This is a genomic window from Terribacillus jepli, assembly GCF_047228925.1.
Lineage (GTDB): Bacteria > Bacillota > Bacilli > Bacillales > Amphibacillaceae > Terribacillus.
In genome coordinates this window covers 1-20,188 of the sequence record NZ_JBFEGH010000013.1, presented here as the reverse complement: position 1 = coordinate 20,188, position 20,188 = coordinate 1, and the positions used below count along the sequence as shown (strand labels likewise).

The window sequence follows — 20,188 nt, the reverse complement described above, 5'->3', positions numbered from 1 at the left end:
ATTGTAAAAAAAATAACCTGAAGACAATTGACTTCAGGTCATATCTTTACAATTACAACATTTTGCTTTGGAAATAAGCTTCCAACAATGCATAAGTTGCTGTCAGAGCCTTTTCATGTGTCCGCTCGAAGGCATGGGATGCAGCTATGCCCGGCCCGATCAAGCCATGGCGGATATCATACCCTGCTCGTATCGCAGCGGATGCGTCCGATGAGTAATATGGGTAAATATCGAGCTTATACTGTAAATCGTTTGATTGTGCGAGCTCAGCCAACTGCTCCCTTAACGCATAATGATAAGGTCCGCTGGAATCTTTCACGCAAATGGATACATCATATTCGGTAGTTGCTTGTCCGTCACCGATCGCTCCCATATCGACAGCGATATATTCCGCTACCTCTGGTGGTATACTCGAATTTCCGCCGTAACCGATTTCTTCATTATTTGAAATGAACACATGCGTGGTGTATGGCAGCATCCAATTGTCTTCTTTCAACTCACGAAGCAATTCAAGCAGGATGGCAACACTGGCTTTATCATCCAAATGCCTTGATTTTATGAATCCGGAATCGGTACGTTCAAAGCGCGGGTCGAATGATATGAAATCACCTACACGGATGCCGAGTGCTTCAGTTTCTTCACGTGATACTGTCTGTTCATCGATCCGTACTTCGATGTTTTTCTCATCCCGTTTCGCCTCACCTGCGTCACGGTAAACATGTACGGAAGTCTGGTGCATCAAGATTGTGCCGCTGTATGCTTTGTCTTTGCTATGTATCGTACAATATTCTCCTTCGACACTGTTCCAGCGAAAACCGCCCACCATGGCCAAGGATAAAGTACCGTCCGCCTTTATCTCTTTTACCATCGCACCCAAGGTATCCACATGCGCAGTCAACAAACGATGGTTTGCTGTATCTTTACCTGGTACCGTGATCAGCAACCCTCCTTTATTGGTCACCTTGGAGGAAAGTCCTAGAGAATCGGCAAAATTGCGGCAAAAATCAATCGCCTGCTCCGTATATCCCGAAGGACTAGGTATATGTACAAGCTTTTCCAATGTTTCTGCAATACGATCAATTCTTTGCAAAGCTATCCCTTCTTTCATAACATATCGGTCTCTTACATAGTATCAATAAGTGAGAGTTTGTCCAATGAGGAGGACAATGTATGCGAAAAATGTTATTTATCGGATGTATCTTTTTTTCCGTTATCCTTTGTTCCACCTTTATCATTCGCACCCAACAGCCTCAGCCTGTGATCCAGCATTTTCCTATTGATGGCACCGCCACTTTCACCGAAACATCCACCTCATTGAAAAAGGTGGATTTTCGGAGGGTCCATTGGCGTATCGAAAGCATCCTCGACAGAGAAGCATATTTACGCCAGGATGTCGGACTTCTATTTGAAAACGGCAGATTGGTAGGAGTGATGAATAAATGGATGCACCCTGCACGCAGTCTGAAACAGGAAAAAACACATATCCTTCAGCCAAGCAAGCAGTTGGATGCCGTTTCTTTCCATTTTGCTGAACTGCACAATAACGAAATCACCAGTACTTTCAAGCTGTCCGGCATTCGTTCTTACACATCCGATACGTTTGAACTATTTTCGTTTCCCAAGAACGAAAAAGAGACACAATCACGGTACACCGCAAAAACAGATACGAACAAAACACTGCAGCGAATATGGACGGAAGCCAAACAACAGTTATCCATCCCAGCCAATCAATACACCGAAATACCGCTCACAGCTCTCCCGAATGCCGATTTATCCCAAATCAACGGTCTTTCGGAAGCTAAAAAAAGGCAGGAAATCATCAGCCGGCTTTGGGAAGGTCTTTACCGCAATTACATCGTGCCAATCGGTCCAGCCGTGGAGGAAGGAACCGTGAACACTTACGTCCCATTGCTGCTTTTTGATAAATCCGGCAAACATCTCCGTGTCCTTTATCAGGATGAAAATGGTCAGCATAGTGAGCTGCTGCAATATTACTGAGAGATCTCTTTCTGAAGTTGTTTGTAATCAGGATTATCCGGATCGAGATCAGCCGCCTTTTTAACATGCTCCAACGCCTGATCGTCATCCCCTCGCGCATGCAACGCTGCAGCCAGCAAATAATGAGCAGAATCATTATCTGGCTGCAACTCAACAAGGCGTTCATAATCACCGATACTTTTATCGATATCTCCCGTATCGTAATATGCCGCTCCTCGATAAAACAATAGTGCCGGCTCATACGGGGTATCTGTGTCTTGCAGTGCTGCTGTCGTTTGCGCGATAATCGCATCATAATCCATGTGTTCGACTGCTTCTTCCACTTGTATGAGGTGATGAACCGATTCATTGACCGGACCAGATAAACCGTACCAAATAAGTCCAACCAGCAATATGACAGTCAGAACAAGTCCGCCAAGGCGGGCATGTTTATTCTTCTTCCCAGGCAGCCCGACAAGAAGTGAAACTGCGAAACCTCCGACCAAACCACCTAAGTGAGCGGACACATCAATGACATGGCTCGCAGAGAAACTGATCACCAAGTTGATAAGCAGAATGACAATCAACCCATTCCCGATGGTCCGCCAGAACAGCTTCGGATATACAATCCCAAAATAAAGCAGAGCACCAAACAGCCCAAAAATAGCACCTGATGCCCCTGCACTCAGGTTTTCGGAGAATGCGAAACTTGCCAATCCGCCAACGACACCACCTAAAAGGTAAATCAAGAAAAATCGTCGATGACCGAAAACTTGCTCCGTCAAAGTTCCGAGATAATACAATGACAGCATATTTGTCAAAAGATGCAATGCTCCGATATGCAAAAACATGGAAGAAGCGATGCGCCACCATTCATTTTCCGACAAAATGAGCGGATTGTACTTCGCCCCAAGCTCAATAAGCACTGCGGAATTAGTAGAACCGCCAAGCAATGTCTCCAAAAGGAACATCACCAAGCAAATCCCGATCAAAACATAAACCAGAAGTGGTTTTTTCCGATCGAAAACGGCCTGATCGGCCTGTTGCTGCTTCACAAGCAAACTCCGCAGCCTGCCCTTCTCCATCTCGAGCTCCTGTTCGTCATCCGATGCCAGTGAAAAAGTATCCTCCAGCTTCAAATGACGGAAAAGCTTTTGCATCTGGGCATCGTGCGATAAGCGATCCAAATAATAAAGTTGCATCGGGATCGGTCGTCTGCTTTTGATAATCATGGGCTTTTTCAGCTTTGACCAATCATCAGCCGGTTCCTGCTCACCAAAATAGACATTATGTATCCGTGTCTTCTTGGGAAATAAGCTTTTATTCATATTTTGGATTTGATTAGCTGTCTTCAGAATATCCTGTTTCAAATGGTTCGCCCAAGTGAATGTCTTGAGTGAAAGCTTCACGATGTGGGTTATCCCATCCTGCTTCTTTTCCAGCCAAGCGACTCGCAAGTCTTCATCGGCTCTTATAAATGTGAAACCGTGAACGGCAAGCAGACGATTGATCATTCTATAATACGCCGTTTCTTCGTTGTAGGTCATACCTCTCCCCCTCTGCCTACAGTTTATCAAAAAAATCATGGAAAAACGCTCAGTTTACACTGAGCGTTTGAATAAAATCGGCAGCATCCGGGAACGCAGGGGCTCAAATCCCATTGAAAGCCGAATCAGCCCTTTGCGAAGGACCGTTACAGCTAAAAGTGCATTCAGCACCCGGTACCGCTCCCGAACTAAAAATACGACACTTGCTGCGAGTGTCAACGTCGTGATGAGGGATTTCCACATCAGCACCCTTCCTTTCCTACGGGATAACCATAGTGTAACCCGAAAGAGAACCCTCCTATTCGGTCAAAACAGAAAACCATCATCTGTCAAAAGATGATCGACCGGTAGATCAAACGGAGCTATTGGAAGTGACCGCCTGATTTGCTGTTTGCTTGCCAAGGACAACGTCTTATTTTTAAAATCAGTTAAATAACGATCATAATAGCCCCCTCCATAACCAAGCCGATAACCCGTTTCGGTAAAGAAAAGACCAGGAACGATAAGAAGATCGATTGAATCCTTCGAAGCAGCTGCACAAAGTTCCGGAATCGGTTCTTTAATGTGGAAAGCCCCATCTGTCAGCTGATCATAACTTTCGATATAAAAAAACTGCATTCCCCTGTTTTCTGTGGTAAGCGGTACACATACTTTCTTCTCTTCCAGCCAAGCTTGCTGAATCAGCCTTGTTGTATCCCATTCATGGGAAAGAGCCATCGTAAGACCGATGCTGGACGCATCCTTCCAAACGGTGGAAGCAAAAAGAAACTCTGCCAGCTTGCGCTCGACTTGAAGCTTATCTGTCTGCGGCATTTTCCTCAGCAGCTGAAGCGCCGCTTGTCGAAGCCTTTCTTTATCCACCATCCACCTGCCCCCCTGTTTATGTAAAAAAACTCCCACCGAAAAAAGGGGGGAGTTTTTTGGTCAAACTTATTTTGTTTCGCGGTGCAGCGTATACTTTTTCAAGCGTGGGCTATATTTTCTAAGCTCCATGCGTTCTGGGTGTTTACGCTTGTTTTTTGTTGTAATGTAGTTACGATCTCCTGTTTCTGTGCAGGCGAGAGTAATATTTACACGCATGTATAATCCCTCCCAACAATCTTAAATAAAGTGTATGAAAACATAACGATCTTCAGACCATCTAATAATAGCAGAATTATGGTAGGTAATCAACCGTTATCAATAACTATTTCAAAAGAAAAATGAAAATTGTCGAAAACAATATATCCGCAAGCTTCCTTATATGGTATAACTAGGATAGCAATAAGTAGGAGGTTTATACTAACATGTTAATTGCTGCTATCGCCTTCCTTGCAGTTGGTACCATACTATGGATATTCTCGTTTTTCATGCAAGACAAATTCAAACAATTGGATCAGCAAATCGAACAACTGACCCTGTCCAGCATGCAGGAAACATATACGTTGAACAAAAAAGTCAAGATTCTCGAAGAAGAACTCCTTCCATCACTACAGCGCGAACCAAAACCGAATAAGGATTCACAAAAGCCGGCTATTTTTCAACAAGTGCTGCGCTTGCACCAGCAAGGCTACTCCATCAGAGAGATCGCCCAGCATACAAATATGCCAGAAAATGATGTATACCGAATTGCCAAACAAGCAGGAGTCCAACTATGAAACAAGTGATCCAAGGCTTCGCGACCGCCCTTCTTCTTGCTGGTGCAATTATGATTGTACTCCATTATACGGAGAATGCATCACCGAAAACTGAAAAAACGGCTAAAGCTGCCGTCGAAACAATGAAACCCGATGCTGAAGAGATGAAAAAAGAGCTGGAAAACGCCGGTTATCATGTTTTAAAAAATGAAGATTATGAAGAACTAAAACAAAAACAAACCGCTGCCCCTGCAGAAACCGACCAAGAGCAGAAGCCGAAATCGCTCACGTTGAAACTTGAAAGCGGCATGACTAGTGAAGAAGTAGCATCCAAACTTGAGAAAGCGGGAATCATCGAGGATGCGTCTGCATTCCGTACTTACTTGGATATTACGGAAGCTAGTGAATCGCTCCAAGTTGGTAAATATGATGTGAATGCTGATATGGACTATAACGAATTAGCTGAATTAATGACAAAATAAGAAGCAGCGGCATCGGCCGCTGCTTCTTATTTATTTAGATCAACTGCAGTACCTTTCACAAGATAAAGAATACTTTCGCCGATATTTGTAATATGATCTCCTACGCGTTCGACGAAGCGTCCAACAAAAACAAGCTGCATCGTCTGTTGATGCTTCCCAGATTGTGCTTTTCGTTCATCCAGCATATCGCGGAACAACTCGCCATACATACTATCCACGACATTGTCCAAATCAGCCAGCTTCCTCGCCTTGCTGACATCCTCCTCTTCAAAAGCCTGGACAGCACTGTGTATCATTTTGCTGACAACTTCCTGCATATCCCGGATTGCTGGAGGGATTTCATAAGCACTCAATACATTCAGTCGGTTAACGCTTTTCGCTATATTTTTCGCATGGTCACCCATACGTTCCAGATCAGAGGATACTCGAAGGAAAGCAACCAACCTGCGCAAATCCGTTGCCACAGGCTGCTGCATAGCAATCAATTGGATGGTCGCTTCATTAATCTCCTGGTCTCGTTCATTTAATAACTCATCATTTTCAATTACTTTATAAGCAAGATCGCTGTCCCGCTCATATAATGCATCGATAGCTTGCTTTAAAGCTGTGTCTACTTCATATGCAAAAGAAATAATGGATTTCTGAATTGATTCCAAATCTGCTGAAAATTGCTCTCTCGCTACCATACGTTCTCCTCCAATACGTAATTAACCGAAACGTCCGCTAATATAATCTTCCGTCCGCTTATCTTCTGGGTTAGAGAATATCTTACCCGTCTCCGCAGTCTCTACAACACGGCCATGCAAGAAGAAAGCCGTTTTATCAGAAATACGGGAAGCCTGCTGCATATTGTGCGTAACGATCACGATACAATACTTTTTCTTCAGTTCTGTCATAAGCTCTTCGATTTTCAAAGTGGAAATCGGATCCAATGCAGATGTCGGTTCGTCCATCAATACTACATCTGGTTTCGTTGCAAGCGCCCGTGCAATGCAAAGACGCTGCTGCTGCCCGCCAGAAAGCCCCATGGCAGAGGTCTTGAGACGATCCTTCACTTCATCCCAAAGCGCAACATCTTTCAACGTTGTTTCAACGATTTCATCCAATTCGCTTTTCTTCTTGATACCATGAATTTTTGGTCCATATACAATATTATCGTAAATGGATTGCGGGAAAGGATTTCCTTTTTGGAATATCATACCCACTTTACGGCGTAAATCCACCAAATCCACTCTGGAATCGAGCAGGTTTTTTTCTTTATAGTTGATTTCCCCAGTCATGCGAACACCTGGTTCCATATTGATCATCAAATTCAGCGTCTTGATGAAAGTGGATTTACCGCAGCCGGATGGACCGATAATGGCAAATATCTCATTATTCAAAGCCTCTAGGTTAACATCCTTCAATGCATGAAAGTCGTCATACCATAGGTTTAGATCATTGATTTTAAAAATTGTATCTTTCGCTGCTGCCACTTGCATGGTTGCTGTTCCTCCTACCCGAATCTACCGGAAATATATTCTTCTGTTCTCGCTTCCGAAGGATTAGTGAAAATCTTCTTCGTATCATCATATTCCACAATGTCCCCATTTAAGAAGAAGGCTGTCTTATCCGATACACGGGAAGCCTGGGACATATTATGTGTCACGATTACAATGGAATAATCTTCTTTCAGCTGAAGGATAAGTTCCTCAATCTTAGAATTGGATACCGGGTCAAGCGCCGATGCCGGCTCATCCAATAGAAGAATCTGCGGTTCCATTGCCAATGTGCGGGCGATGCATAGACGCTGCTGCTGTCCGCCGGAAAGCGACATGGCAGACTGGTGCAAACGATCTTTCACCTCATCCCAAAGTGCTGCTTTACGCAGACTTTCTTCCACGATTTCATCAAGGACTTTTTTATTTTTCTGGCCATTATATTTCAAAGCATGTGTGATATTATTGTAAATTGATTTAGGGAATGGATTCGGTTTTTGGAATACCATTCCTATTTCTGAACGCAAAGCTACAACATTGATATCATCACGAAGGATATTGATTCCCTCATAAATGATTTCTCCTTCCGCTCGGCTGGAAGGGATCAGATCGTTCATCCTGTTGATGGAACGGATAAACGTTGATTTACCACAGCCGGACGGTCCGATAAGTGCTGTCACTGCATTTTTTTCAATTCCCATATTCGCACTTTTAACTGCTTCTTTATTACCATAAAAGATGCTGAGATCCTTCACATCGAGAACGACTTCTCTTTTGGAAGCTTTTCTTTCGGATGGAGCAATCTCCTTTTCCGTTTTCGTTTCCATTGGTCTATCTGCTGTATAGTTCATTTTATGGGCTCCTCTCTTCATCATTTACCTGCTGTCAATTTCTTGTGGATGACACTGCCCAACCATCTAGCGAGGATATTGAACAAAAGTACAGCAATGACTAGAACTGCTGATGCACCATTGGCTACTTCCCGTACATCCGGAATCAATCCCTGTGTATTGACGGACCAAATGTGGACCGCAAGTGTTTCCGCCGGACGGAAAATGTTCAGCGGGGAATTCTCGGAGAACGGATTCCAGTTTCCGTAATCAAGAGTAGGTGTGGAAAGCCCAGCAGTATAAAGCAGTGCTGCCGCCTCACCAAATACACGGCCGGAAGCTAGAATTGCACCTGTCAAAATACCAGGAAAAGCATATGGAAGCAAAACGGTCTTGATCGTGTGCCATCTTGTAATCCCCAAGGCCAAACTTGCTTCTTTCTGTTCTTTCGGAACGCTTCGGATAGCATCCTCCGTAACACGCACCATGACTGGGATATTAAAGATCGTAAGTGCCAAGGCACCACCGATGATTGTGTAACCCCATCCTGTGATGTTAACGAAAATCAAAAGACCAAATAAACCGACTACGATCGAAGGCAATGAAGCCAGCATCTCGATACAAGTCCGGATAAAGTTCGTGATTTTGCCCGGTTTTGCATACTCAGCCATATAAATCCCGCCGCATACTCCAAGCGGAACTGTAATGATCATCGTGATCACCAGGATATACAAGGAGTTGAATAGCTGGTCACGGATACCGCCGCCAGCCTGATATGAGCTGGACGGAGACGTTAGGAAATCCCAAGTTACCTGCGGCAATCCATTAGATAAGATGAAATAGAATAGATAAAGCAGCAAAGCAACCATGATTGCTGCGATTGCGTAGAAAACACCTGTTGCGATACGATCTGTGATTCTGCTGTTCATTAGATTTTCCTCCTACCGGACAAGTAACGGACAATGAAGATGAATACAAACGAAATGATTAACAGGATGAGACCCATAGACCAAAGTGTGTTGTTCTCGATACTGCCATAAGTCGTATGTCCGATGTTCAGCGTAACAATAGTAGTCAATGTTGCGGATGTGTCAAAAATGCTGCCAGGAAGATCACGTGTATTACCGATAACCATCTGTACAGCCAATGCTTCCCCGAAAGCACGCGCCATTCCCAATACGATAGCTGTCAGAAGGGAAGGCAACGCTGCCGGAATCAACACTTTACGAATTGTTTGCCAGCGTGTCGCACCTAATGCGAGAGATCCCTGGCGAAGACTGTTCGGTAAAGAACGCATTGCATCTGTTGCTATAGTCGTAACCGTAGGGAGGATCATGACTGTCAGAACGATGACACCTGCGAACAAACTAAAACCGATGCCTGGCAGGTTATCACGCACAAGTGGTACCAGCACCACCAGGCCGATGAAACCATAAACGACGGAAGGAATACCTACTAACAGCTCAATAACTGGCTGCAGAAATTTCTTTCCGAATTTCGGAGCAATCTCAGACATGAAGATTGCTGCACCGATTCCTAAAGGGGCTGCAATCAATGCAGATAGAAAAGTTACTGCCAAGGAACCGAAAATGAATGGAAAAATACCAAATGAAGCATTTTCTCCGACTGGATTCCAATTTGTGCTCGTCAAATACGCAATTGGATTTATATTATTGACAGTGAATGATTGCAAACCTTTTTGTGCAAGGAAGATGGTAACTGCAATAGTTGCTACGATCATGATTATTGCACAGATCGTTACAAGGGAACGCCCGCGCACTTCGTCCCACCGTCGATTTTTCTTCGTTAGGATCAGCCTTTCTTCGGCTGAAGGGGTTACTGATGCTTTTGCCAACTTATACAACTCCTCTTGAAAACAGCGGAAAGGAATACCTTTACAAATAAGGCATCCCGCTGTCTGTAATAGCTATTTTATAACCACAGTAAGGTAAATGCAGTGAAACACCGCATCTACCCTGTGGTATTACGTATTATTTTTTAGTGATGTTGCCTTCAGCGTCGCGTTCAACTTGCATGTCAGTCATTGGAACGTAACCTTGTTCAGGTACGATGGAAGTTTGAACTTCGTCGCTCATCATGTAATCAAGGAATTCTTTTGCAAGACCTTCAGGTTCTCCGTTTGTGTAAGAGTGCTGATAAGCCCAGATTGGGAATTCGCCAGATCCGATTGTTTCATTTGTAGCTTCAACACCGTCGATTTTAGCTTTCACTACTGTATCATCATCGAAGTAGGAAAGGGCAAGGTAACCGATTGCTCCGTCTGTATCTGCAACAATCTGCTTAACAGTATTGGAGGAGTCCTCAGTGATGCCTTCGGCTGGTGTTTCGCCATCAAGAGCGTACTTGACGAATGTAGCACGAGTACCGGAAGAGTCAGGACGGTTAACAAGTGTGATTTCCTGGTCATTCCCGCCTACTTCAGACCAGTTAGTCACTTTACCCGTGAAGATATCGATTAGCTGCTGTTTTGTCAGATCATCTACACCTGCATTCGGGTTGATTGCCGCTGTCATACCGACAACTGCAACTTTGTGATCAACAAGAGCCTCTGCATCGATGCCTTCTTTCTCTTCAGCGAACACATCGGAGTTACCGATGGCGATCGAACCTTCCTGAACTTGGCTTAGTCCAGCTCCTGAACCACCTGCTTGAACCTGAATGTCTGCATCAGCGTTATCGCCTTTGTACTGTTCAGCTGCTGCTGCTACTAGAGGCTGCATCGCACTGGAACCTGCCACAACGATGGAAGTTTCGGAAGCTTCTCCGCCGCCGCTGTTGCTGTTTCCGCTTGTGTTTCCTTCTGTTTCTTCGCCGCCAGCGTTACCGCCACATGCTGCAAGTACACCGATAACTAGTGCGAACATTGCAAGCAATACAGATAGTTTCATCTTCTTCATGTTTGATTTTCCCCCTACGTGATTCTATTAGTTCCTTTGCCTTACAAGTACAATATTAGCTTGTCATCATTAAGGAAAAATAAACAGAATGTAAAGGTTGTGTAAATTAACGTATTAATTTGTTGAAAAAAGAAGAACCACCCCGTATTTCGGAGTGGTTCTTTGGGTAATACTGTTATTCAGATTTATCTTCATCGTCAGGTGCTGTATGTTCGTAATAGTACTCGAGCGCTCGATTGGCGATGTTATACGTGATTGGATATTGTGATCCGCCGCTGATGATGCCAAGGTTAGGTACCATGATGGCGAATGCGATATCCGGATTCTCGTCATCGGCATAGCCGATCAATGTCCAATTTTCGAGTTTTGTTTCTCCGATTTGAGTCTGGGCTGTTCCAGTTTTACCAGCAATGTTATATGTCTTCGCTTTGGCACTCAAATGGCTGTATGCAGTACCTTTTTGTGTCTGGAACACCATTTCAAAGCCTTGTTTTACACGGTTGATCTGTTCATCGGTTGCGGTGATCTTATTCAATACTTCCGGTGACTTCGTTTCAGCAAGCGGACCAAGCTTATCCTTTTCATTGGAAGGTTCATGTATCTCGCTGACGAAATGCGGTTTGATCCGGTAACCTCCATTTGCAATGGTGGATATATACTGCGCTAACTGCATAGTGGTATAGGTATCAAACTGCCCGATGGAGAAGTCAAGCAGGTTACCGGCCTGACCTGTAGTACCTACATATCCAGTGGATTCCGAAGGCAGGTCCACACCTGTTTCAACTCCAAGCCCCACTTGATTATAATAATTCCTCAGCTTCCTGAAGGCATCATGATCAAATGAAACACTTTGATTATATTTGTAGTTGTATTCTCCTCCAAGCCTTAATGCCACATTGAACATATACACGTTGGAAGACATTTGGAGTGCCTGAAGATCATTGATTGTACCCATACTTTTCCAAGAGCTTTTCAGTGGGGTACCTGCAATCTTCATCGGTGTATCATAAAATGTCTGTCCCATATTAACGACACCTTCCTGATACCCAGCAAGCAATGTCGCCCCCTTGACAGTTGATCCAACTGCGGCAGCAGTGAAAACAGTATTCATATCGGCAGATTCATACTTATTGTTTTCCCTGTCATAATGCTGTCCGCTGGCGGCGTAAATTTCACCAGTGTTCGGATTGAGCATGACGGCCATTGCATCTTCAAGGTAACGGTTAGCACCAGGATGCTTGTTTATAGCACCTTTCAATTCTTCCCTTACGATTTTATCGAGCTCTTTCTGGAAGTCCATATTAATGGAAAGCTGCAGATCCTGTCCGCGTGACCCTTCAGAAATCACTTCCTGTGACACAATATTATTATTATTATCCGTCACGTAGCGGACACGTTTTTTATCACCTTTCAGGAGGCTCTCATATTCCTTCTCCAGGCCGCTTGTTCCGATCCGGTCATTCAACTGATAGTTACGGGATTTATAATAATCCTCTTCTCCCTCAGGTATACCTGTTTTAATCCCGCCAAGTATGCCCTGCAGGGAACCGTCATACGGATAATATCGTTCCCAGTCGGTTGCGACGTTGATACCCGACAACTCGCCCATGTTTTCGGCTATTGTCGCATACTCCTCTTCGGTTACGTTCTTGTTCTTGATCACATGCGGAACAAGCTCGGTCGCACTATCCAGCTCTCGCTTGATGGCAATGATCTGTTTTGCTTTATCGTCATTTTCAAGCTCTTTGTAATCATCTTCTGTAATCCGCTCGAGTGTAGTGTCATACACTTCAGTATCATCTAATGACTCTCTTTCAGAAGCAGTTATTCGGCTGTCTGCCTCTTTAGCATTCAAAAGATACCAGTATTCTTTGTACTCCCTCTCGGTGATTTTATCAATAGCTTTATCGTCCATCTTGATGATATCAGCGAGTTTGGTAGCGATCTCCAGCCGTTTATCGGCAGAGTCTCCATTCTTAGGGGGCGTGTACGTGATCGAATATACCGGTTCATTCCCGACGATCACATTCCCTTCACTATCGTATATCATACCGCGCGGAACAGAAATCTCAGCGATATCATTTGTCGTCTCTTTCAATACCGCCTGGTGTTCTTCCCCATTAATGATCTGCACAACGCCAAGCTGCAGAACCAAGGCAGAGAACAACAGGAAAACAATCGCAAACAAAACATTGAGACGGAAAGGAAGCAGTGCACGCTTCTTCTTCCTTTTTTTAGACATAATGTTCCCCCATTCTTACATACTGGACCCATTATATCATCAACCACCGTCTGCTTCTACTATATACTTGTCAGCGATTGTCATCTCCTGCAATTTCGTTCTTGGGAAGCTTCTTCACGGAAGCTGCTGGTGCAAAGCTCGTGATATGACGGGTGAAGAAGTAAATGAAAAATGGACCAGTACCAAGAATGAACATCAAATACGGAATCGATGCATCTGACCAAATCCAAATCCCTATGAGCAATGCCGCAACAGATATAATCCTTCCTATATTCGTCGCTGCGTCGGTTAGGACGATGTATTCCACCCGAAGATTTGCAGCATCCCTCGCTTTACCGATTACATCATAGGAGAGGGACAGATATGGCACGTAAAGTATCGGATAAAAAACACCGATGATTGCTGCATAAATCAGCAAAGTAGAAAAGTTGAGCTCGAAAAGCAGAAGCAGCACACTAAGGGAAAGTGCCACTCCGCTAAGGAAGATGGCCATTTTCCGTTGCCGGCTTTTGATGTAACGGGTTGCTATATAATAGAAGATAAACGAAAATGCAGAATAGACAAGATTGAATGTTCCGAGTGAAAGCTCACTATTGGTGACGATGAAGACCCAGACAGAAATGATGAAGGTATAGATACCTTCACGCACACCTTGAAACACATGTGCCAACATCGTATTTTTCCACGCTGCATTATGTCTCATTTCCTTCCACGGCTGCATCAAGCCGAATTTTCCTTCTGCTGCCCTTCTTTTGATTCCGGCTGTACAGATGACAGCCATCAGGAAAAGAAAGAATGAAACTGCAAAGATCAATGTATAACCATGGGAATTATTCATCCTTGTGATGATGTACCCGGCTACGAATGGACCGATCATACCAGTCAGGGATTGCAGCAGCCCCGATACACCGTTGAAAAAGTCACGCGTCTCAGGTTCCGTTACTTCAAAAGTCAGCACGGAATATGCCAGCCAGTACATACCATAGCCCACTCCGAGGACTCCGCCCAGAAGCAAATTGTAAGAAGCTGCTTTCTCACCTGTAAAAAGGACGAGCAGGAAAAACAGACTCAGGAAGAATACCCCTATCCGGAGTATGATTACCCGATCGATCCGTTTGGCCCAGCCACCAGATAACGTGAAAAGAATGGTTTGGGCGATGTAGATCGCCAAATTATACATGGCGATATTAATCAAATCATTCGTTTGTTTCCATAAGTAAATATTGACAAACGTATTCGACAGAAAGATACCAAGGGAGTAAAGCGCCCCGATCAAAAGCAGCATATGCAGCTCTTTCTTGGCAGAATCCGCGGTAAATAAGTTCGGCTTCATGATGCCGCCTCCTTTTACTGCTACTTAGTATCCGCTTTCGAAAAAGAGATATGCACAAAAAAAGACATCAGCTGAAAGCTGATGTCCTTATACTATCTACTGTCTTATTTTGCTTCCCTGTAAAGACGCTCTACTTCATCCCAATTAACAACGTTCCAGAAAGCACTGATGTAATCCGGACGTTTGTTTTGGTATTTCAAGTAGTACGCGTGCTCCCAAACGTCAAGGCCAAGAATTGGTGTCTTGCCCTCCATAACAGGGTTGTCTTGGTTAGGTGTAGAAACGATATCGACTTCACCGTTCTCTACGATAAGCCAAGCCCAGCCAGAACCGAAACGGCCAGCAGCAGCTGCTGCGAATTCTTCTTTGAATTTATCTAGTGTACCGTATTTGTTGGCAATGGCACTAGCCACTTCACCAGTTGGCTCACCGCCGCCGTTTGGAGAAAGAAGCTTCCAGAATAGGCTGTGGTTGTAATGACCTCCGCCATTGTTGCGTACAGCTGTCTGTACGTCAGAAGGAAGTTCGTTTACACCTGCAACAAGCTCTTCCAAGGATTTGCCTTCCAAGTCAGCTTTCCCTGCGATTGCGTCGTTTAGCTTCGTCACATATGTGTTGTGATGTTTTGTGTGGTGGATGTTCATTGTTTCCTTATCGATATGAGGCTCAAGTGCGTCGTATGCGTAAGGCAATTCTGGTAGTTCAAATTTAGCCATGATTATTCCTCCTTAAGTGATATGTAATTCAAAGGTGGTTACCTTTTCGTAAAGCGTACCAAAGCTTGTCTGAAACGGCAAGCATTTTGCTTTGAGCCTTTGTATATTCTGTCCGCCCTTCTGCTTTTGAAACATAAAAAAACAGCTATTCTAGAAGAATAGCTGTTTTCGGAGTGGCTCGGGACGGAATCGAACCGCCGACACACGGATTTTCAGTCCGTTGCTCTACCGACTGAGCTACCGAGCCATGTTATGGCGGAGGAAGAGGGATTCGAACCCCCGCGAGCCGTTAAGCCCCTGTCGGTTTTCAAGACCGATCCCTTCAGCCAAACTTGGGTATTCCTCCGCGTTGTACATATGTTTTTTCAAATGGTGGACCCTGCAGGACTCGAACCTGCGACCGATCGGTTATGAGCCGATAGCTCTAACCAACTGAGCTAAGGGTCCGGTTATGTTTAAAGGGCGATTGATGGGGATCGAACCCACGAATGCCGGAGCCACAATCCGGTGCGTTAACCACTTCGCCACAACCGCCATGGCTAAAAATTATAATGGTAGCGGCGGAGGGGATCGAACCCCCGACCTCACGGGTATGAACCGTACGCTCTAGCCAGCTGAGCTACACCGCCATGGCTCCACAGGCAGGATTCGAACCTGCGACCGATCGGTTAACAGCCGATAGCTCTACCACTGAGCTACTGTGGAATGTTTCAAATAAGTAAGTTATGTATTAGCGACGATATATAATTTATCATGTATTCAATAACTTGTCAATCGATTTAACATAATTTTTTATTATGTTTTTTTGTTCCTGTTAACTGACAGGAATACTATAGCATGACTTTCGACTTTTTGGCAAGGAAAAAATAATAGACAGAAGATATCTCCTGTCTATTCCTCCAATATAAGCTGGACAATATTCTTCGCGTGATCGCCCACACGCTCCAAGTTACTGATGATATCGACGAAAACAATTCCTGCAGAACCGGTACATTTCCCTTCATTCATCCGGATAAGATGCGACTTGCGATAAGTTCGTTCCATCTTGTCGATTTTATCTTCTTTTTGCAGTACTGCAAGAGCTGTTTCACGATCCTGTTTGTCCAAAGTTTCTATAGCCTGTTTCACTGTCATGATCGTCAAATCGAACATACTATTCAATTCCTGCTGTGCTTCTTTCGTCAGTTTGATATTGCTCGATATTTGGAAATCGATAAACTCGACGATGTTCTCGAAATGATCACCGATGCGCTCGATATCCCTAATGGCATCCAGGAGAGCAGCATGCATCGCACTTTCTTCCTCAGATAGCGTGTTAATTGAGATTTTCGATAAATATTCGGTGATTTCCCGGTCCTTGCGATTTACTTCCTTCTCCAGCTGCATCGCCAAATCGGCAAATTGTCTTTCATGATTATTCGCATATGTACTGGCTTGTTCCAATCCATCCACCGCCAACCGTCCCATATGGAGAACTTCCAGCTTTGCTTGTTCCAATGCAAGGACCGGAGATTGCTGGATAAATAGCGGATCGAGATGGTTCGTCAATGCCATCGGCTTCTCTTCATCGCCTGGGATTATTTTTGTAATTATCCAGACAAACGCACCAAGAAACGGCAGCACCAGTAATGTGTTGGCTACATTGTAAAAGCCGTGTGCGCTGGCAATCGTCAGCTTATCATTCAGCTCGAACGCGTGCTGTATCCATGCAACCACATCTACAAATAATGGCAAGATCAATAGGAAAGCGACAGCACCAATCGCATTGAACATGACATGGCTGAGCGCTGCCCGCTTCGCCTGCACTGTCGCACCGATTGCCGCAAGCAACGCCGTCAAAGTCGTGCCTAGATTGTCACCAAGCAAAACTGGCATGGCCCCCGTAAGATCAATGCCATTCTGTGCATAAAGTTCTTGTAAGATGGCTACTGTCGCACCGCTGCTTTGCACAACAATCGTTGTGAAAGTCCCGATTGCAACACCAGCTATCGGGTTGCTGTGCATACTCGCCGCCAAAGACTGAAAGGCCTCCATATCCAGAATGGGATGCAGCCCTTCCCCTATCAGGGTAAGCCCATAAAAAATACCGCCAGCTCCGAATAAAACCTTTCCGATTTGCTGCGTCCGCTGGTTAACGAAGAAATAAATCAGGAATGCTCCCAATGCCATGATGGGCAGTCCAAATTGGATCAGGTTGATCCCGATAAAGAAAGCAGTCAATGTCGTTCCGATATTCGCTCCCATAATGACGGAAACAGCCTGCCTTAAAGATAGATAACCAGCATTGACCAGTCCGACAACGAGTATACTTGTTGCGGTGCTGCTTTGAATAAGAACTGTTACGATAAGACCCGACAATACACCGATTAGCGGATGAACTGTGAAGCGATGCATGGCAAGCTGCAGCTGTTTGCCATATGCCCGCTGCAATCCATCCCCTAAATACCGGATGGAAAAGAGGAACAGGCCTAAACCTCCGATAAACTCAAAGATGATAAATTCCCAATTAGACAATGCAAGCCTTCCTTCCCTTCTCTGTGTTCACTGTCTCAATTATTGATTTTGTCGGGAGGCTTGTAAAGGTCTTGTATAGAAATTTACAATTATTTTATCAGGAATTTTGTTTTATTTTATGTTTTCTTCGATTTTCTCTACCATGATTCGCGCTCCGCTTACATTTGTCACTTTGATCCGGCTTCCCCGATCCAGCCACTTCCCATCGGTGATGGCACTCAATTCACGTCCATCCACACGGACAGTCCCTGACGGACGCATTGGGGTTACCGCTTCTCCCTCTTGTCCAACAAGGGCAGCGTATGTCTCATTCATGGAATTATATCCCTTTTCGGAACTTAGTGTATCGAGCAAGGCTATCTTGCCCCACATATCCCTTTTTGGAAATGCCTTTAGGAAAATCAAGGATCCAACTGCTCCGACAATCACTCCTATAATCGCATAAATACCAGCTGTCCAATTCGGCGCAGTGAACCCGACAGTAAGCAGCATCGTCAATAGACCAATTATGCTGAGCGTCCCGTCATTCAGCAATTTCCCGTCAATGACAATCAAAAGCATGCCGATGAAATAAAGCGGGAGCATATACCAGATAGCCGAGGGCTCTAGATAACTGATAAAGAATGTACTGATGAATCCTGCCCCTAGTAAGAAAAAGACGCCTCTGGCTTTGACAAGGATTTCCCCGATAAGGAACATTGTCCCTAAACCCGTCATGAAGACTGGGATCCAATTGTAATCCAACATATGCATACTCCTTTCTTCTACTTCCTTTATACGAACTAAGCGGCTTTTTGTTTCACTATAAAGGTATTTTCCTTCCTCTGCCTAATACTAATCATAAAAGTCCAAGGATCGGGGGAACGTCTATGTGGAAACGGATCGGAGTTTTTCTATTTTGCTGTGCTTTGTTCATGAGTATATGGAAGGATCTGACGATCGGAAGCCCGATACCTGCTGCACCAGCCGAAACAAAAAAAGAGGAACAAGTGACCGATGAAAAGCAAGAACTGACCGAGGAGATGTTTCAACCAGTTTTGTTGCAGGTAAAACAAGGGGACACACTACTTTCTATTGCAAATGAGTTGAACAATAACGACTTGCGCGTTACGATGGAACAGGTGATCCGGGATTTCGAGGAACTGAATCCGGGAAAGGATCCATATGCACTCGATGCAGGATCCGCTTACTATTTTCCCCATTATCCTAAATGAAGATTTTATTAAACTTGAGCTTAGTTACTTCTAATTTAGCAGGATTAGCATTATAATGGGAAAATATAAGGATATATCCCTGTTTTCCTCGCGATAATCAAAGGAGCGATATATAAATGGCATTAATACACAGACAAGATACCCGTCAGGTCAAAGTTGGGGACATTACGATCGGCGGTAAAAACGAAGTTGTCATTCAGTCCATGACGACGACAAAGACACATGACGTGGAAGCTACCGTTGCGGAGATCCTGCGTCTTGAGGAAGCAGGCTGCCAGGTCGTGCGGGTTGCATGTCCGGACCAGCGCGCTGCTGAGGCGATTCCTGAAATCAAGAAGCGTATAAACATTCCGTTAGTTGTCGATATACATTTCAACTATAAATTGGCTTTGAAAGCAATCGAAGGCGGAGCGGACAAGATCCGCATCAACCCTGGTAACATTGGTAAACGGGAAAAGGTTGAGGCTGTCGTGAACGCAGCCAAAGCAAAGGGCATTCCGATCCGTATCGGTGTAAACGCCGGTTCATTGGAGCGTCATATCCTTGAAAAATACGGCTATCCTACTGCAGATGGCATGGTAGAGAGCGCATTGCATCATATCAAGATTTTGGAAGAACTTGATTTCCATGATATCATCGTATCCCTGAAAGCATCCGATGTATCCTTGGCTATCGAAGCATATGAAAAAGCAGCAGAAGTAATTCCTTATCCGCTTCACCTTGGTATCACCGAGTCAGGAACACTGTTTGCTGGTACGGTGAAGAGTGCTGCCGGTCTGGGTGCCATCCTAAGCAAAGGAATCGGAAGCACAATGCGTATTTCCTTAAGTGCGGATCCGGTAGAAGAAGTAAAAGTAGCACGTGAACTTCTCAAGATCTTCAACTTGTCTTCCAACGCAGCTACGTTAATTTCCTGTCCTACATGTGGACGTATCGAAATTGACCTGATCAGCATTGCCAATGAAGTCGAGGAGTACATCAGCACGATCAAGGCACCTATCAAGGTCGCTGTGCTTGGATGTGCGGTTAACGGTCCCGGTGAAGCGCGTGAAGCAGATATCGGTATCGCTGGTGCCCGCGGAGAAGGTTTGCTGTTCCGCCACGGTGAGATCATCCGGAAGGTACCTGAAGAAACGATGGTCGATGAATTAAAAATCGAAATCGATAAGCTTGCCGAAGAATACTTTGCCAAACAAGCAAAAGAAAAAGAAGCAGCTAAAGTATAAAAAAAGCTGACTCCATCTGGGACTGACCCCCGTTTTTGAGACAGGGATCAAAACACCTTCAAACAGCCAATTGCCGATATTGTATCGGTGATTGG

General features: G+C 44.6%; 21 protein-coding genes and 6 tRNA genes. 5 read left to right on the top strand and 22 right to left on the bottom strand.

Annotated features, from left to right (window positions below; all coding sequences use genetic code 11):
- Positions 1 to 52: 52 nt before the first annotated feature.
- The gene (locus tag AB1K91_RS14365; protein WP_413090721.1) at positions 53 to 1,108 is read right to left on the bottom strand and encodes a M42 family metallopeptidase; all 1,056 of its coding nucleotides are present in this window, start codon (positions 1,106 to 1,108) and stop codon (positions 53 to 55) included.
- 62 nt (positions 1,109 to 1,170) lie between these two features.
- Between AB1K91_RS14365 and AB1K91_RS14360 the strand changes: the two genes are divergently transcribed.
- Positions 1,171 to 1,998, top strand: coding sequence for a hypothetical protein (locus tag AB1K91_RS14360; RefSeq protein ID WP_413090719.1), 828 nt, complete (start codon positions 1,171 to 1,173; stop codon positions 1,996 to 1,998).
- Here the strand turns inward: AB1K91_RS14360 and AB1K91_RS14355 are convergent.
- From AB1K91_RS14355 to rpmG, 4 genes are all read right to left on the bottom strand, one after another.
- A complete protein-coding gene (locus AB1K91_RS14355) occupies positions 1,992 to 3,524 on the bottom strand; it encodes a rhomboid family intramembrane serine protease (RefSeq protein WP_413090717.1) in 1,533 nt (510 codons plus the stop codon). The genes AB1K91_RS14360 and AB1K91_RS14355 overlap by 7 nt on opposite strands.
- A 54-nt stretch (positions 3,525 to 3,578) precedes the next feature.
- The gene (locus tag AB1K91_RS14350) at positions 3,579 to 3,767 is read right to left on the bottom strand and encodes a hypothetical protein (RefSeq protein ID WP_413090715.1); all 189 of its coding nucleotides are present in this window, start codon (positions 3,765 to 3,767) and stop codon (positions 3,579 to 3,581) included.
- Positions 3,768 to 3,830: 63 nt separating this feature from the next.
- Entirely contained in the window at positions 3,831 to 4,388 is a 558-nt protein-coding gene (locus AB1K91_RS14345) for a 5-formyltetrahydrofolate cyclo-ligase (RefSeq protein ID WP_413090713.1), read from the bottom strand.
- Between the two features lie 66 nt (positions 4,389 to 4,454).
- A complete protein-coding gene (rpmG, locus tag AB1K91_RS14340) occupies positions 4,455 to 4,604 on the bottom strand; it encodes a 50S ribosomal protein L33 (RefSeq protein WP_038561326.1) in 150 nt (49 codons plus the stop codon).
- A 206-nt stretch (positions 4,605 to 4,810) separates the two neighbouring features.
- Between rpmG and AB1K91_RS14335 the strand changes: the two genes are divergently transcribed.
- Together AB1K91_RS14335 and AB1K91_RS14330 are read left to right on the top strand one after the other, a co-directional pair.
- The gene (locus AB1K91_RS14335; protein ID WP_413090711.1) at positions 4,811 to 5,161 is read left to right on the top strand and encodes a hypothetical protein; all 351 of its coding nucleotides are present in this window, start codon (positions 4,811 to 4,813) and stop codon (positions 5,159 to 5,161) included.
- On the top strand, positions 5,158 to 5,622 hold the full coding sequence (locus AB1K91_RS14330) for an endolytic transglycosylase MltG (RefSeq protein WP_413090709.1): 465 nt from the start codon (positions 5,158 to 5,160) through the stop codon (positions 5,620 to 5,622). The genes AB1K91_RS14335 and AB1K91_RS14330 overlap by 4 nt, the downstream gene beginning before the upstream one ends.
- Positions 5,623 to 5,648: 26 nt before the next feature.
- On the opposite strand, the gene phoU is transcribed toward AB1K91_RS14330, so the two are convergent.
- The 17 genes from phoU to AB1K91_RS14245 form a co-directional block, all read right to left on the bottom strand.
- Positions 5,649 to 6,308 (bottom strand): phosphate signaling complex protein PhoU, encoded by a 660-nt coding sequence (gene phoU, locus AB1K91_RS14325; protein WP_093727844.1) that lies wholly within the window; start codon positions 6,306 to 6,308, stop codon positions 5,649 to 5,651.
- A 21-nt stretch (positions 6,309 to 6,329) separates the two neighbouring features.
- Positions 6,330 to 7,103, bottom strand: coding sequence for a phosphate ABC transporter ATP-binding protein PstB (pstB, locus tag AB1K91_RS14320; RefSeq protein WP_413090706.1), 774 nt, complete (start codon positions 7,101 to 7,103; stop codon positions 6,330 to 6,332).
- A gap of 14 nt (positions 7,104 to 7,117) precedes the next feature.
- Complete coding sequence (gene pstB, locus AB1K91_RS14315) at positions 7,118 to 7,927, bottom strand: phosphate ABC transporter ATP-binding protein PstB (RefSeq protein WP_413090907.1); 810 nt, start codon at positions 7,925 to 7,927, stop codon at positions 7,118 to 7,120.
- Positions 7,928 to 7,971: 44 nt separating this feature from the next.
- Complete coding sequence (pstA, locus tag AB1K91_RS14310; protein ID WP_413090705.1) at positions 7,972 to 8,859, bottom strand: phosphate ABC transporter permease PstA; 888 nt, start codon at positions 8,857 to 8,859, stop codon at positions 7,972 to 7,974.
- Positions 8,859 to 9,785, bottom strand: a complete 927-nt coding sequence (pstC, locus tag AB1K91_RS14305; RefSeq protein WP_093727841.1) for a phosphate ABC transporter permease subunit PstC — start codon at positions 9,783 to 9,785, stop codon at positions 8,859 to 8,861. The genes pstA and pstC overlap by 1 nt, the downstream gene beginning before the upstream one ends.
- A gap of 136 nt (positions 9,786 to 9,921) precedes the next feature.
- Positions 9,922 to 10,848: a phosphate ABC transporter substrate-binding protein PstS family protein gene (locus AB1K91_RS14300; protein WP_413090703.1), complete on the bottom strand. Its 927-nt coding sequence runs from the start codon at positions 10,846 to 10,848 to the stop codon at positions 9,922 to 9,924.
- A gap of 175 nt (positions 10,849 to 11,023) precedes the next feature.
- Positions 11,024 to 13,090 (bottom strand): peptidoglycan D,D-transpeptidase FtsI family protein, encoded by a 2,067-nt coding sequence (locus AB1K91_RS14295; RefSeq protein WP_413090701.1) that lies wholly within the window; start codon positions 13,088 to 13,090, stop codon positions 11,024 to 11,026.
- Positions 13,091 to 13,160: 70 nt separating this feature from the next.
- Positions 13,161 to 14,423: an MFS transporter gene (locus AB1K91_RS14290; RefSeq protein ID WP_093727838.1), complete on the bottom strand. Its 1,263-nt coding sequence runs from the start codon at positions 14,421 to 14,423 to the stop codon at positions 13,161 to 13,163.
- A 104-nt stretch (positions 14,424 to 14,527) separates the two neighbouring features.
- Entirely contained in the window at positions 14,528 to 15,139 is a 612-nt protein-coding gene (locus AB1K91_RS14285) for a superoxide dismutase (RefSeq protein WP_411214272.1), read from the bottom strand.
- 174 nt (positions 15,140 to 15,313) lie between these two features.
- Positions 15,314 to 15,386: transfer RNA gene (locus tag AB1K91_RS14280), tRNA-Phe, on the bottom strand.
- 6 nt (positions 15,387 to 15,392) lie between these two features.
- Positions 15,393 to 15,485: transfer RNA gene (locus tag AB1K91_RS14275), tRNA-Ser, on the bottom strand.
- Between the two features lie 24 nt (positions 15,486 to 15,509).
- Positions 15,510 to 15,586 (bottom strand) — tRNA-Ile (locus AB1K91_RS14270).
- 14 nt (positions 15,587 to 15,600) lie between these two features.
- Positions 15,601 to 15,673: transfer RNA gene (locus AB1K91_RS14265), tRNA-His, on the bottom strand.
- Between the two features lie 18 nt (positions 15,674 to 15,691).
- Positions 15,692 to 15,768 (bottom strand) — tRNA-Met (locus AB1K91_RS14260).
- A gap of 1 nt (position 15,769) precedes the next feature.
- Positions 15,770 to 15,844: transfer RNA gene (locus AB1K91_RS14255), tRNA-Asn, on the bottom strand.
- Positions 15,845 to 16,030: 186 nt separating this feature from the next.
- Positions 16,031 to 17,653 (bottom strand): Na/Pi cotransporter family protein, encoded by a 1,623-nt coding sequence (locus AB1K91_RS14250; protein WP_413090700.1) that lies wholly within the window; start codon positions 17,651 to 17,653, stop codon positions 16,031 to 16,033.
- A 111-nt stretch (positions 17,654 to 17,764) separates the two neighbouring features.
- Complete coding sequence (locus AB1K91_RS14245) at positions 17,765 to 18,400, bottom strand: NfeD family protein (protein ID WP_413090698.1); 636 nt, start codon at positions 18,398 to 18,400, stop codon at positions 17,765 to 17,767.
- A 122-nt stretch (positions 18,401 to 18,522) separates the two neighbouring features.
- On the opposite strand from AB1K91_RS14245, the gene AB1K91_RS14240 reads away from it, so the two are divergent.
- The gene (locus AB1K91_RS14240; RefSeq protein WP_413090696.1) at positions 18,523 to 18,867 is read left to right on the top strand and encodes a type IV pilus assembly protein FimV; all 345 of its coding nucleotides are present in this window, start codon (positions 18,523 to 18,525) and stop codon (positions 18,865 to 18,867) included.
- Between the two features lie 116 nt (positions 18,868 to 18,983).
- A complete protein-coding gene (gene ispG, locus AB1K91_RS14235) occupies positions 18,984 to 20,093 on the top strand; it encodes a flavodoxin-dependent (E)-4-hydroxy-3-methylbut-2-enyl-diphosphate synthase (RefSeq protein ID WP_413090695.1) in 1,110 nt (369 codons plus the stop codon).
- The last annotated feature ends 95 nt before the right edge of the window (positions 20,094 to 20,188 follow it).